This is a genomic window from Dictyobacter vulcani (genome assembly GCF_008974265.1).
Classification (GTDB): domain Bacteria; phylum Chloroflexota; class Ktedonobacteria; order Ktedonobacterales; family Ktedonobacteraceae; genus Dictyobacter; species Dictyobacter vulcani.
Window position 1 is genome coordinate 407907 of sequence record NZ_BKZW01000004.1, and the last position, 14285, is coordinate 422191.

A 14285-nucleotide genomic window follows, 5' to 3' on the forward strand; every position below is an offset into this window, starting at 1 on the left:
TATTTTCCCCTCTGCCTGTTTGAGATCTCGCTAAACACATCGTTTGAGTGCTCAAAAGTGTGACATAGGGGGCAGAATAAAAAAGAGAGAGGATTCCCTTAACAAAAAGGATCCTCTCTCTTCTCTATGCTAGAGGAAGCGTTCGTACCATTGGAGGGTGCGGCGCAGGCGGTCGGTGCGTTGAGCGGGCGTGCCGATGCCGGGCCAGTCCATCAGGTGGCTGGTGTTGTGATAGGCGACGAGCTCGACGGGTTGCTTGCGTTTGCGCAGGGCGATGAAGAGTTGCTGGGATTCGCTGAAGGGACAGCGCAGGTCGTCGGCGCTGTGCAGCAGCAGGAGCGGGGTCTGGATGGCGTCCAGGTGGCTGAGGGCCGAACGCTCGGCGGCCAGCTTTTTTGTCTGTGATGGACATGTCGAACCAGAGGGCCTGGTCCGAGAGCAGTGCGGCGCTGACCAGCGAACTGATGCCGTTACGGCTGACGGCGGCCTTGAAGCGCGTGGTCTGCGTAAGCGCGTAGTTGGTCATGTAGCCGCCATAGCTGAGTCCACTGATGGCGAGGCGCTCGCCGTTGATGGCTTCAGTGGCAATGACATGCTCGATGCCGGCCATCAGATCCTTGAAGTCATCGCCGCCCCAGTCGTTGAGGACGCGACGGCAGAAGCTTTCCCCATAGCCGGAGCTACCGCGTGGATTGGGAGCCAGCACGGCGTAGCCACGTCCCGCCAGCACCTGAAACTCATGGACATAGCTATCGCCCCAGGCGAGTGTGGGTCCACCATGGGGTGCCAGGATCAGTGGTGCTTTTGTATTCTCTGGCAGTTGCGGCAGATAGAGCCAGCCCTCGATCTCCTGTCCATCGAAGCTTTTCCAGCTGATGCGTTTGGGTCGGGTCAGGCGGTGGCTTTGCAGGATGGCGTCGTTGACACGCGTGAGTTTGCGTGGCTGCCTCCCACTACTATCCATACACCAGATATCGCCCGGCGTAAACCAGTCGGCGCGCACCATGGCGATGGTCTGGCCGTTGCGGCTCAGTTGTGGACTGATATAGCGTCCATTGCCATTCGTGAGGCGCTCGCTGCTCTTCTGGCCGAGATCCAGGCGATAGAGATGGAGCTGACCGTGCTCCTGCACCGGTACCAGCAGGGCCTGGCTATCGGGATACCACTGCGGCGCAGCCACATATTCATCGCGCAGTTCGTCGATGATCCAGGCCTGACAGGTAAAGTTGCTGGCATCCGGGACCGCCGGCTGCTTCATGCCCGTCTGGGGATCCACGATCCAGGGCGAGATATTACTGGCCTCGGTCTGGTCCGGGGAATAGAGATAGGCGATCTGCTTCCCATCGGGCGACCAGGCTGGCTTCTGGGCCAGACCCTCTTCCGGGGTCAGGCGGCGCATCAGGCCGGTCGAGAGCGTCAGGATCCAGAGGGCCATACTCACACTCAGATCAGGATCGCTGCGGCGGTTGGCGCAGAAGACCACCTCCTGTCCATCGGGCGACCAGCAGGATTGTACGAGGTCGACCGGCTCGGAGGTGAGGCGCATCGCGTTGCCACTGAGCGGGACCAGCCAGAGCTGCTGATGACGTCCATGATTGTGTCCAGCACCGTCCGTCTGGCTTCCCAGGCGCGTATAGATTGTTTGCAGGCGCTCGGTGACGATACTGCCAGGCTGCTCATCCTGAGGCTTCCAGGCACTATGGGCCAGCAAGATCTGTCCATTTGGATGCCAGCTATATTCGCTGACGCCCTGCTTGAGCTCGCTGACCTGCTCGGCCTCGCCACCATTGAGAGCCAGGAGATAGATCTGCGTCATGCCCGAGCGATTGCTCAAAAAGGCCAGGGACTGTCCATCGGACGACCAGCGCGGCATGGTGTCATGGTAAGCACCACTGCTCAGTTTGCGTGGAGCCGTCAGCTTGCCGCCATTGCTCTCTACCAGCCAGATCGCGCTCCGGGTCGCATCATCTTGCGCATCGCATTCCAACACCACATAGGCGATCAAGCGGCCATCCGGAGAAATCTGGGGATCGGAGGCCACTTTGATGGAGAGCAGATCCTCGATCTCCATTGGAGGAATGACCGACATTTCAGCGACCAACGGGGCGGATTGGCCAGCTTGAGGTGGCAGGTCCTCGATCGGCACCTGGATCGTCGCGGGCTGCTCCTCAGGAAACGTGTGTAGTGGTTGTTCTTCTTGCTGAGCCGCCTGATCGAGATAGATATCGCGAGCGTGGCCCTCTGCTGGCTCCTCTTCCACCGCAACAGTGGGAGCCGCTTCAGCAGCAGCCGGCTGGATCTTTTCGTGCTCGCCGGTAGTAGGTAGCGGCTCGTGTGGCTCTGCTTGCGTGCCCGCCTCCGCTTCTGACTCCTGGGATGGCTGTGCTGGCTGCTGAGCAGGAGCCTCCTCGTGTGGAGCTTCAGCCGGTGGGCGCTGCTCAGTTGGTTCTTCGTTCTCTAGCGTACTCATACAAACAAAAACCCCTTCAATGCATAATTATAGTTCATAAAATACTAGCAAATGCTTCATTTTACCTTTATACGGCAAGCCGCACTGGACCAACTACAGGCCCTCTACTCCCTTGCCCGAAGGCGGCAGGAGCTACTTTTCGTATGATGTTGGACGCGCCGTTGACATCGGCATTGATCACGCGGCCATCGGCTGCACGAAATAATCCTCGTTTGACGCGCTTGCCCAGATAGATATCATGCTTTTTGACGGGTTCATTATCCAGGAAGCTACACTTTGACGTATAAGACTCTTCTGTGACCTGAACCGTAATGCCTACGAGCTGTGCCTTGTACGTTAACATCGCAATAAAACGAGCATGAGGAATGCTCACAAAGTTTTGATTAGTACGACGACCCATATTCGCCTGCTGTTTCCACTGGTCGTTTTTTCCAATGATGAGCGTGCCAATGCCTTCGGCCACCAGCAGATCAATGATCCGGCGTGCCGATGTATGCAAGTAGTGATCAATCTTACGGGTGCGCTTGTTCGTCAACCGCTCGAGTCGGTTCGTGGTATAGCGATTGCCTGCGAGCTGGCTCTGAATACGTGCGCGTTCTTTATTATACCATTGGTTGATGCTCTTGATCGGACGCCCGTTAACAATACGTGGCACGAAGCCATCCTTGTTTGCTGTTAGTGTCGCCAAGTTATTCAAACCAATATCAATGCCCGCTATTAGGTCAGGGTGAACATCTGCCTGGATACTCTCTTGCTCATAGACGGTTTCCAGCACATAATAACCAATGCGCGGGACAATGCGAACCTGATCAATAGTTGTCTGCTGGGTAGGGACTTCGATGGGGAGCCCTGAAGGAACAATCATCCTTCGCTTCCGTAATGCTTTTTTGCTGATGGCCTGGTCGGTATACACAAGGACATTTCTTCCGTTCGCCTTGTCTTTATAGCGTGGCAAGCCAGGTCGTTTTTGAAACTTGTCAGGATGCAGAGACCATTCTTTGGTCGCAGCGAAAAAACTTTTCCAGTTCTTATCCAGCCCACGTAAGACCTGTTGCGCTACTTTCGCGGGCAACGCTTTGTAGGCTTCATGTGTCTTCATGCGCCGGTCCATCTCATTGTAGGAAAAATAGATACCTGTGCGGATAAAAGATTGCCGCACTTCATAGAGGGCCGCATTATACAGATTTTTCGAAGCAAAGGCAGCAGCATCAATCGTCTGGTAGCGAGGGTCGTTTTTGCCAATAACCGTCTGTTCAACTAATTGCATCGTTGCCTTCCTTCATTTTAAAAATGGTACTATGAATGGTTCTTTCAAATAATTCATGTCCTACGTAATCTGAGATATATTTTAGCATTTTTTCATCGTTTTTCAAGAACTTTCGTTCGCTCCTTGTATGGAACTATTGTGAAATCAGCGTAACGTGGTTGTATAACTATGTCTTCTTGTTTGGCATATTTGCTTCACTTCATCAAATGATGATGGCATAGTTACTAGTAGTTTGTCATTGTTCAATTGATGGATAAAGGCGTTTGAGTTTGATGCGCGCATCCGCGGTGGTAAAACGCCAGTTGATCGTTACTTTTGCCTGGTTGCGCTCACGTTGCCAGGCATCCACCTGAGCGGCAAGCGCCTCTCTGCTTGGAAAGCGATCGGACAAGCATTGACGCGCTAAAATGGACAGTTCGATCTCGGCCATATTCAGCCAACTCCCATGCTTGGGCGTGTAGTGGATTTCTAGTTTCTCGGTCAATCGGCGGGCCTCGGCTGGTTCAAACGTCTCGTAAAACGAAGAGGGGTATGGGTATTGAGATTGTCCATCACCAACACAATCTTGTCCGCATGGGGATACTGGACGTCAATGATCTCGCGCAAAAAGAGTGCCCAATCCTTTTTCGTGCGCCGCTTACTCACACGCACCTGACAGGTCCGGTTTCGGGTTCCATCGCCACAAACACGCTGCACACTCCTTTCCGTTCGTACTCATAATCGATGCGTTCGGGTTCACCCGCTTCCATCGGAATCGGCTCGCGGGTATGGGCCAACACCTGTTTACTTCCCTCATCCATGCAGATCTTTGGACGCTTTGGATCATACGGACGCTGGTACACCTCCAGCACATCTTCCATATGATACACAAAATCTGCATTAGCCTCCGGGGAATACAATACTGGTTCTTTAGCCACGGTTTGAGTTCATTTTTTTTAACGTCACCCACACCGTTTGGTGGCTGATCTGATCGACGTACCCCAACTGCACCAATTTGTCCGCGAGCATGCGCATCGTCCAGCGCTTTTGCCCTCCTTCCGTCTGACTACACGCGAGCGTGACCAACTGCGCTTCCAGTTCCCCATTCATTTTCCGTTTCTCCGGTCGTTCCGGCTGGGGACGCCGCACGAGTGCATCCAGCAGCCCTCCCTCCACAAAGCGTTGACGGACCCGTCCTACGGTTGCCGTTCCACGCCTAGGGTTTCAGCAATCTGCTGATCTTCCCAACCCGCTCCATGCTCTCCTTGATCGGCTTTCAGTAAAATCCTCGCATGGGTCTGGCTGCGCGCTGAAGCTTTGCCTCCGGTGAGCATACTCTCTAACAGCTTGCGTTGTTCTGCGTCTAACTGGATGCTATACTTCTTCATGGATGCCTCCTTGAGATCGGTTTTTTGATTCGTGACTCAAGGATACTCCTTTTGTTCCCATTTATCAAATCAAGGATGACAGAGTACTAGCGTTTGACGACATTTGATATCATTTCGTAGAAGTTTAACATATACGTATCGGCCAAAAGGAAGGTTAAAAAATAGCCTGGGGATAGCTGCCACACCACAATGGTATACTTGAAGGATTATTAGTTGAGATAGGAGCATACATTATGCAATCGCCAGAAGGTTTTGAGCAGACGAGCCGCAGAGAGATGCCTGGTGAGGTGGTTGTGCAGCTTACGCAGTTGTGTGAGCTGCATGGCATTGAAGTATTTGTGGATGGAGGCTGGGCTGTCGATGCATTGCTGGGCGAGCAGACGCGGCCCCATGGGGATCTGGATATTGCCTTGCCGCATCAGGATGTTCCCATGTTACGAGCATTGCTAGAGGCACGCGGCTATCGGGATGTGCCGCGTGATGATACGCGGGACTGCAATTTTGTGCTGGGCGATCAGCACGGCCATGAGGTGGATTTCCATTCCTATACCTTTGATGAGCAGGGTAAGTTAATCTTTGGAGTAGATTATCCGCTGGATGCGTTGACGGGTCGAGGATCTATCCAGGGCTATCCGGTGAAATGTATTTCCGTGGAGTGGCTGATCAAGTTTCATGCTGGCTATGAGCTGGATGAGGATGATTATCATGATGTGTCTGTCCTGTGTCAGCGCTTTGGTCTTGCCCTACCAGCTGAATTCGCCAGATTTACGTAGGACGTTGGTGGCTCGTACGGGAAGAGGTAGCAGCGACGAGCGCTGCCGGTACGGGATGATGTGCTATGATATAAAAGGTCTGGTTTGTTGTGCTTCTGCTTGTCTGGGGGGTCTATGTCATGATTGTACGCGATGTTATGTCTACGAAGCTGACGACGGTTGAGCCTGATGATACGCTGGCCCATGCGGCGAATCTGTTTCGGCAGTATGGCTTTCACAATTTGCCAGTGACGCGCCGCGTGCATACTTCTTTGGAGGGGGGCGTGCGGACGACGTTGTCGACGTGTGAGGGCTTGCTCTATGCACAGGATATTGATCTGGCGGCGGCGGTTTCGCAGCGTGAGGATGAGCGGCGGCCCTGGCAGGAGCGGCGCGTGGTGGAGTTGATGCATAGTGCGGCGATCCGGGTGACGCCTGCGGCCAGTGTGGCTGCGGCGGCCCAGATGCTGGTTGAGCGTGGCTTGAGCTGCCTGCCGGTGGTGGAATATAAGCAGGTAGAGAATGAGGTGCGCTCGATCCTGGTTGGCCTGCTGACGCGCAGCGATCTGCTGCTGGCGCTCTCGCGTTCAATGGGAGCCTTTGAGCCGGGGATGCAGCTGGATGTGGCGCTCCCGCATGGCAATATGGTTCCGCTGGCCCGTACCCTCGCGCTGGCCTCCGAGCTACGCGTGCATATCCGCAGCGTCCAGGCCGCTCCGCTCAGCGATGGCACCCTCGATACCGCCACCCTGCGCCTCGGCACGATTAATCCTATGCCCCTCTTGATCCGGCTCAAAGAAGAAGGTATTCAGTACTCGTTTGGTAGCCCGCTGGCCGGGTCCAAATGATCAGAGAAAAGGCAAACTGTGATGACTGAGCAATCCCAACCGGCTTCCACACATCGGGCGCGGCTCATCTTTGATCCGCAGAAACTACAATATAATTTTGGCGGCCAGCATCCTATGGATCCTGGTCGGTTGCGTGCTCTGGTCGATCTTCTGGGCACCAGTGAGCTCTGGGATGCGAACGATCCCCGGACACGGCTCGATCTGCGGCCCGCGACGCTGGATGAACTCAGTCTGATCCATGAGCCTGCCTATCTGGCGGCTGTCCAGCAGCTGAGTGTGCCGGACGCGCCGACGATGAGTGCTGAGGAGTTGGAGCAGCGCCGCGATCTGGAGCAGCGCTATGGCTTTGGGGATAGTGATACGCCGACGCTGCCGCAGATGCATGAGGTGTCGGCTGTGATCGCGGGCGGCTCGCTGGTGGCGCTCAGTGCCGTGATGGGTCTGCCCGAGGGTGGTACGTTCGCCTCGGAAGAGGAGCGTCCCCTGCATGTATTTCATCCACAGGGTGGCCTGCACCATGCCTGGTCGGACCGTGCCTCCGGCTTCTGTGTCTATAATGATGCCGCCGTGGCGATTGCCCACGTCTTGCAGGCCAGCGAAGCCAAGATCCTGTACATCGACTTTGACGCCCACCACGGCGATGGTGTCCAGCGCGCCTTCTATGATGATCCACGCGTCATGACCATCTCGATCCACGAGACGGGCCGCCATTTGTTTCCCGGTAGCGGCGATGTGCTGGAGATGGGTAATGGTAGTGGCCGTGGCTATTCGGTCAATGTGCCGCTGGAACCCTTTACCGAGGACGATAGCTATATCGAGACCATGGATGCCCTGCTGTCCCAGCTGGTGACGGCCTTTGCGCCGGATGTCATTGTGACCGAACATGGTTGTGATACCCACGCCTGGGATCCCCTGACGCACTTGAACCTGACCATGCGTGGCATTACGGCGCAGATCAAGCTGGCGCACCAGCTGGCCCATACCTATTGTGGTGGACGCTGGGTCGCGCTTGGCGGTGGTGGCTATGCCCTCTACAGCGTGGTGCCGCGTGCCTGGAGCACGCTCTGGGCCGAGATGTCGGAGCAGACCCTGCCTGAAAAGCTGCCACAGGAATGGCTGGAGCGCTGGCGACCACTCTGGGAGGCCGGGATGGCGCGTGAGCAACTGGGGCAGCAGATTATGGGCAAAGAGCTTAATCTGCCCGAGTTTCCGACCACCTTCAAGGATCGACCGGAACTCTTTCCGCCGCAGCCACGGCGCTGGGAGATCAACTATACCAATCGGCAGACCGTGGGTCTGGTGCGCCACTTCCTGATTCCATCCTCGATCCGCCAGGCCTTTCCCGTGGTGCGCAGCCACTCGCCGCTCTCGGACCTCTTTGACCTGCTGCACCTTAACCGCACATCTAGTCCCTCGCGGATTCGTACCCTGCAAACCGCGCGCGGACCCGTGATCCTGCGCGACTTCTGCCCACCTTCGCTGCTGGAGCGCCTGCGGCCGGACAAAGGTCTCTGCTCGTTTGCGCGTGTGCCGGAGCGCGAGCATCAACTCATGCTCGACATTGCACGCAGTCAAGATTGTGCCCTGACGGTGGCCCATACGCCATCGGGAGTCATCGTCGGTCAGGTCACGATTGCCCCGGCCGACGAATGGTGGGATGGCGTCGAAAATCTGTATGAGGTTGCCATCGAGGTCAGTGCCGACTGGCGTGGGGTCAGCATTGCCCGCGAGATGCTGGCCTTTGCCCTGGAGCTCGAAGCTAAAGAAGACATGATCTTCTTCGCCATTGGTCTCTCCTGGCACTGGGACGCCGAAGGACTCGGCATCTCCACGTTCCGTTATCGCGAACTGATCAAGCATCTCTTCGGGACCCAGGGCTTTGTTGAATATTCTACCACCGAACCCAACGTCAGCATGGAGCCCGCCAATGTCCTGGTGGCCCGTATCGGTGATCGCGTGGACCAGCGCGTCTCGCGGCAATTTCTCAACCGCCTGATCCGCTCCAGCTCATTTACCACCTTTTAAAAAGCAATCGTGAACGCCGCTCACTCGCGGCTAGCTGCGCTCACACGATTGAACGGCATCCTATGCATAAGCTGGTGTCGAAGCTACATTTTTTCGAGATTCAATTGCCAGGAGACACCGTATTTGTCTGCGACCCAGCCAAACTTTGGACTGAATGGATAGGTTTCTAAGGGCATCATTACCTGGCCGCCTTGCGCTAATTTCTCGTAGATGCGCTCAATTTCTTGTTCGGTCCGACAGGATATGTACATCGATAACGAGGCGGTAAAGGTAAAACCATGCTTAATGTGACTATCCATGCACATAAATACCTGTCCATATAATGAAAAGATCGCATGCGATATCGTGCCTTCGGTACCGGGCTCGTTGGGTCCATAGCGATTGATCGCAATGATTTCGCCCTGCTCAAAGACCGAAAGATAGTAATTCATGGCTTCCTCGGCCTTGCCCTCAAACATCAAGAATGGCTTGATTTTTTGCTGCGTATACTCCATTGAAATCCTTCCTTCTCTTTGTGCTAATGATACGACTGATCAAAAAAGCTGTGTTTGTAGATTAGCATACCATGAGTAGCACAGAAAAAACTTCTTCAATCTTGCTCTTCTAGCTTGTAACGGCAGGTCTTGAGCCTGATACTTTTCACTTAGCGCTATGTTGAGAGATGGTTCGACGTGACGAGCAAGCCATGTGTACGTGGAGAGGGCGCCACACGCGGAGGCCGCCCTGCTGCGTTTGCGCAGGCCAGCGTGCAAGCACGACTTCGCAGTGCTGTGGCGCCTCCAGGGATCGTGGGTGCCGTCGCCAGCTCGCTAGCAACGTGGTGGGAGAGCGCGTGGATCCTCCCCGTACCGGTGCGGAAAGGATCACGAAACAGGATCCGTCGCGGTGTAGGCGCCACAGGCATGCGATGCTCTTTGAGCCCCTCGCTCCATGATCACGCCGCCTGCCTGCCTCCGCGTGTGGCGCCCTCTCCACGGACGATCCGCTGCTTTTTTTTACAACAGCTTTTGCAACCACAAAAGTGCTTCACCGAAACGTATTAGGTCTTGAGCCTGCTCCAAAGCGGTACCATAATTTACGCGGTACCGCTTTGGGGCAGACAAGCGCTATACCTGTAACCATCACGCTTAATTGACATGAACGAATACTTAACGCCAAAGCGTGCTTTTGTGGATAGTTGCATCATAGCAGGGGCAGACCGCTGTGACTGTGAATCTCCTCACAGTCACAGCGGCAAACAGGTAACATTTTCTGTCTTCGCATAAGAGTGGAGATGCTGGATCACTCTGCTTTGAGCCATACGCGTAGTGGTCCGAGGGTGGTAAAACCTGCCTGTAAGGCCTGTTCGAGGCTCTCATTTTGTTCATATCCGACTATGGGCATGGCTGGATAGTAGCTGGTCAGCAGATCGAGGATGCCAGCCCAGTACATCTGGGTATCCTGCTCAGGGGTAAAGATATTGGAGAGGCCAATGACCCCGGTTGTCCTATTGCCAATCGCGCCCGCCATGATTTGATCTTCTTTATAAGCGGCCACGATGCAGATATCTGTATTTGCTAACAGCGCCCGGCGAAAGGTATCATTCTGTTCCAGGTCGGTGTGTGCCCACGCCGACTCCCATGCCAGCAGTTCTGCCTCCGACTCGATTTTTTTCCACTGGATGCCAGCTTTTTGCACATGTGCGGCTCCTGTCGTGGCAGGTCGGAAAATCCACTGTGCCTCAAAGAGCTGCTGGAAGCCGAACGGAGCAAGATCCAGATCGGCAAAACTATCCTTCACGGAGATAGTATGAGGCTGCTTCTCCTTGAGAAAGGTTGCCAGTGCTGGCTGCTGAAGATCCAGCCTGTCGGCAGGTGCCAGCGTCACCAGATTAGGATAATAGGTAGGTGTCTGCCGGGGATGGAGCCAGTATGTTTCCTGAAATTCTCCTGGCGCAGCATGTGATTGACAAACAGTATCACACCAGACTGCGTTATTAAAGACGGCTAATTGTAGATAATTCTCATACATATGGTCGTGTCGATTTTGATCCTTTCTGCGATATCGGCCATAATTATAGCATATTTCCTTTCATCGTAGCGGCAACCGCCGCTACGATGAAATCTTTTGTTGTTTAGCTTGTGAGCCATTGGATGATGTAGCGGATGTTGTTGTTGTGGGCCCAGCCATAAAAGGTGTGGTCGAGGGGTTGGGGGACGTCGATGGCGCGGGCGATGGGGCGACGGCCTCTTCGAGGGAGTAGCCGAGCAGGCTGGCGGCCCCTACGAGTTCTGTGTCTGTGGGAAGGCGTTGGGTCAGGAGTGTGCGGCAGCGCCGTTCTATTTCGCGGAAATAGTCGAGGTTGGCCTGGATGATAGCAGGACTGGTGGTGCCGCCATGCGAGCAGAGGACGTGCCGGGGTTGCAGGCGGACAAAGTGTTCGAGGGTGTCGAACATATCCTGGACACCAGAGACGTCTTTGATCAAAGGGAAAGGGGTCTCCAGGGCATCAAAGCCGAGCAGCAGGCGCAACTCGGGTATCCAGGCGGCGATATGGTCCTGGCAATGTCCGGGTGCGCTAAAGAGTTCTATGGTCAGGTCGCCACCATAGAGGGTCATGTTGTCCTGGAAGGTGATGGTGGGAGGCGTGATGGTGACGCTATTGAAGTGATTGGGATATTCGCGCTGGAAGCCGGCCAGGAAGGTCTGGTCTTTCTCGGATTCCATACGTTTGTGGCAGTGTTGCTGGGCGATAATCGGCGCGATGTGCTCACCGGTAAAGTAGCTATTGCCCCAGGCATGATCCCAGTCGGCGTGGCTATTCATCACTAGCAGCGGTCGCTTGCCCTGCTCACCCTGGATATCTTGCGTGACAATCGCCATATCTTCCGGACAGATCATCGTATCGCAGAGCAGCAGAAAACGCTCTGTGGTTAGCAGATAGCAATCAACCTCCATGCCGTTAAATGTTTCCGGGCCCGAAAAATGATCTGGCCTGACACGCACGCGGTTGCCGCGATAGACGCGCACACGGCGATCCTGGCTCATCGCGGGTACAAATGTAACATCTGGCGTTGGCATTAATCCCTCCTCGAACAGTTTGCTTTTCTACTTCAAAAGCGGCAATCATGAGCAATAGTGCCTGTATCTTAACAGCTTTTCTTGAGCCATGTCTACTTTTTTGGCGCTTGCATGCTTGTTGTGCTGGCTTGAAGCAAGCACTCTATCAGTGCTTCTAGCAGAAGAAGAGCAAGATTGAAGAAGTTTTATCCCATGTGCATGTTATGATGAATATGCTCCACACATAGGAGCACTGCCACTAGCAATACATAAGGAGCCGGTATATATATGATGGATACTACACCCTCACTGATCACCTTCTATAAAGGTTGGGGAACCTATCAGAAGAATCTTGTCGAAATCATCAGACCTCTTACCCCCGAACAACTGGCATTGCCTGTCCCGGGACATCAATGGACCATTGGGATGCTGGCCCAGCATCTCGTGGGCAACCGGGTCTGGTGGTTCCAGGTGTGGATGGGTGAGGGTAGCCCTGAACTTGCGCCCCTGGCGCACTGGGATCCTGCGGATGACGTAGAGCAGGCTCCGCTAAATGCCACTGAACTGGTGGCTGGACTTGAGTCCACGTGGCAGATGATTTACGACGCTCTGACCCGCTGGACTGCCGCCGATCTGGAGCAGATCTTCCAGCCACCTGCCGCCTTGAAAGAAGAAGAGCGGGAACACTTTCCGCCATTCTCACGGCAATGGATTATCTGGCATGTGCTTGAACACGAGATCCACCATGGCGGCGAGCTTTCCGTAGCCCTCGGCAATTATGGCCTCAATGGAATTTACGGCGACATGTAGCGGCAGCCTCGTACCGGCAGCGCTGGTCGCTAATACTTTTCACGTAGCGCTATGTTGAGAGAAGGTTCGACGTGACCAGCAAGCAAGGTGTACGTGGAGAGGGCGCCACACGCGGAGGCCGCCCTGCTGCGTTTGCGCAGGCCAGCGTGCAAGCACGACGCGCAGTGCTGTGGCGCCTCCAGGGATCGTGGGTGCCGTGGCCTGCTCGCGCAGCAACGTGATGGGAGAGCGCGTGGATCCTCCCCGTACCTTCTCGAAGAGGATCACGACACAGGATCCGTCTCGGTGTAGGCGCCACAGGCATGCGCTGCTCGTTGAGCCCCTCGCTTCACGAGAACGCCGCATGTCGGCCTCCGCGTGTGGCGCCCACTCGACGGACGATCCGCTGCTTTTTTTCACCATATTTTTATGGTCACAAAAGCGCTTACGTGAAAAGTATTAGCCTTCACGGCTGCCGTTACGTTGTTAAGTCGCTCAAGCAGTAATTTTTGAGGGTTCCCCAGTGGTAGGAACGGGTGGCTGCTCGGGACGCTGGGCCGGGGCCTCGCCGCGTTTACGGGGCTGCCAGACGGTCTGGTAGCGGGCCAGGAAGTAGGAGCCAATGACCAGCAGGCCAGCCAGGGCCTGGGCGATCAGGGTCTCGACGGTTGGGAAGATTGCGAACCATAGTCCCATCCAGGCAGGAATGGGCAGGTTGACGGGTGTGGTCGAGATCCAGTGCGCCAGTTGCATTTCCTGGGCCTGCTCGCCAACCATTACCAGCAGGACCGCGCCGAGCATGACGCCGGTCAGGATCAGCATTTTCTTGTAGGGTAGGCGATGATGCAGTACAAAGGTCAGTGCGCCCACGATACCGGTCAGGACCAGGCCGATCAGTACACCATAGAGTATGATCAATGAGCCGACCTGCAGACGTAGCGTTTGCAGGAAGAGTACAACCTCAAAGCCTTCGCGATATACCGAGGCGAATCCCAGCAGGATCAGGCCGGACATCAGGCGTGACTGTGAGGCACCATCTTCTTTCTTCTGGCTTAGTAACTTTTTCTTCTGCTTATTCTGCATCGAGATCCAACCGGTCCAGTAGATCTTATGGAAGAACCAGTTCATGATCACCAGCAGCACAATGATCGCCAGCAGTCCTGTCGCGGCCTGGATATTGAGTGCGGATACATTGTTGGAGAGGGCACTCAGCAGTCCTACGACTGCGAACCAGGTCAGCACGACAGCCCCAAAGCCAATGCCCGAGCCGATCGCGATCGGCCGGCGGTAGCCCTGGTTCTTTCCCATCATACTGGCCGTAATCGCCATCAACACCAGAATACATTCCAGTCCCTCACGGAAAACCAGAATACCTGTATTCACGATTGCCGCCTCTGGACTAATATGGGCCGCAACGGGATTGGGATTACCAGAGGCGGTAATACCCTGCCAGACCAGGATCACTGCTACAATAACGGCTCCGATGATGAGCAAAATACGTCCTGCAAGGAGGGTGGGCCGCGCTATCCTCACGGATCAAATCCTTTCTAATATTGCCAGAGAGAGCGCATTTTTTGCCTCCCTCATAAAATTGCTTGCGATACATGAAATATTAGGATCGGCTAATATCCGACTTAACTACTAAGATATTAGGGCACCCTAATGCTTTTGTCAAGAGGAAGAGAAATGAACTTGTGTGTATGAATGGATTGTAATCCCAGCCATATC

General features: G+C 54.9%; 12 protein-coding genes and 1 pseudogene. 4 read left to right on the forward strand and 9 right to left on the reverse strand.

What is annotated here, in order from left to right:
- Window positions 1-124 precede the first annotated feature (124 nt).
- From KDW_RS29125 to KDW_RS35485, 3 genes and pseudogenes are all read right to left on the reverse strand, one after another.
- Window positions 125-2470 carry a S9 family peptidase gene (locus KDW_RS29125; protein WP_151759411.1) on the reverse strand — a complete coding sequence of 782 codons (2346 nt, stop codon included), beginning with the start codon at window positions 2468-2470 and terminating at the stop codon, window positions 125-127.
- Between the two features lie 67 nt (window positions 2471-2537).
- Window positions 2538-3737 carry an RNA-guided endonuclease InsQ/TnpB family protein gene (locus KDW_RS29130; protein WP_151759412.1) on the reverse strand — a complete coding sequence of 400 codons (1200 nt, stop codon included), beginning with the start codon at window positions 3735-3737 and terminating at the stop codon, window positions 2538-2540.
- 235 nt (window positions 3738-3972) lie between these two features.
- Window positions 3973-5104: pseudogene (locus KDW_RS35485) on the reverse strand (IS630 family transposase).
- 233 nt (window positions 5105-5337) lie between these two features.
- Here KDW_RS35485 and KDW_RS29140 point away from each other — a divergent pair.
- The 3 genes from KDW_RS29140 to KDW_RS29150 all read left to right on the forward strand — a co-directional run bounded on the left by KDW_RS29140 (window position 5338) and on the right by KDW_RS29150 (window position 8729).
- Complete coding sequence (locus tag KDW_RS29140) at window positions 5338-5877, forward strand: nucleotidyltransferase domain-containing protein (protein ID WP_151759413.1); 540 nt, start codon at window positions 5338-5340, stop codon at window positions 5875-5877.
- Between the two features lie 119 nt (window positions 5878-5996).
- Window positions 5997-6704, forward strand: a complete 708-nt coding sequence (locus KDW_RS29145) for a CBS domain-containing protein (protein ID WP_151759532.1) — start codon at window positions 5997-5999, stop codon at window positions 6702-6704.
- 21 nt (window positions 6705-6725) lie between these two features.
- A complete protein-coding gene (locus KDW_RS29150; RefSeq protein ID WP_151759414.1) occupies window positions 6726-8729 on the forward strand; it encodes an acetoin utilization protein AcuC in 2004 nt (667 codons plus the stop codon).
- An 83-nt stretch (window positions 8730-8812) separates the two neighbouring features.
- Here KDW_RS29150 and KDW_RS29155 read toward each other — a convergent pair whose 3' ends face one another.
- The 4 genes from KDW_RS29155 to KDW_RS29170 form a co-directional block, all read right to left on the reverse strand.
- Window positions 8813-9223, reverse strand: coding sequence for a VOC family protein (locus tag KDW_RS29155; RefSeq protein ID WP_151759415.1), 411 nt, complete (start codon window positions 9221-9223; stop codon window positions 8813-8815).
- A 155-nt stretch (window positions 9224-9378) separates the two neighbouring features.
- Window positions 9379-9633, reverse strand: a complete 255-nt coding sequence (locus KDW_RS29160) for a hypothetical protein (RefSeq protein WP_151759416.1) — start codon at window positions 9631-9633, stop codon at window positions 9379-9381.
- 377 nt (window positions 9634-10010) lie between these two features.
- Window positions 10011-10739 carry a hypothetical protein gene (locus KDW_RS29165; RefSeq protein ID WP_151759417.1) on the reverse strand — a complete coding sequence of 243 codons (729 nt, stop codon included), beginning with the start codon at window positions 10737-10739 and terminating at the stop codon, window positions 10011-10013.
- A gap of 81 nt (window positions 10740-10820) precedes the next feature.
- Complete coding sequence (locus KDW_RS29170) at window positions 10821-11789, reverse strand: MBL fold metallo-hydrolase (protein WP_151759418.1); 969 nt, start codon at window positions 11787-11789, stop codon at window positions 10821-10823.
- A gap of 267 nt (window positions 11790-12056) precedes the next feature.
- Between KDW_RS29170 and KDW_RS29175 the strand changes: the two genes are divergently transcribed.
- Window positions 12057-12578: a DinB family protein gene (locus KDW_RS29175; protein ID WP_151759419.1), complete on the forward strand. Its 522-nt coding sequence runs from the start codon at window positions 12057-12059 to the stop codon at window positions 12576-12578.
- Window positions 12579-12617: 39 nt separating this feature from the next.
- Here the strand turns inward: KDW_RS29175 and KDW_RS32080 are convergent, their stop codons facing one another.
- Together KDW_RS32080 and KDW_RS29185 are read right to left on the reverse strand one after the other, a co-directional pair.
- Entirely contained in the window at window positions 12618-12845 is a 228-nt protein-coding gene (locus KDW_RS32080; RefSeq protein ID WP_162005723.1) for a hypothetical protein, read from the reverse strand.
- Window positions 12846-13052: 207 nt separating this feature from the next.
- Window positions 13053-14090 carry an FTR1 family iron permease gene (locus KDW_RS29185; protein ID WP_198925666.1) on the reverse strand — a complete coding sequence of 346 codons (1038 nt, stop codon included), beginning with the start codon at window positions 14088-14090 and terminating at the stop codon, window positions 13053-13055.
- Window positions 14091-14285 lie beyond the last annotated feature (195 nt).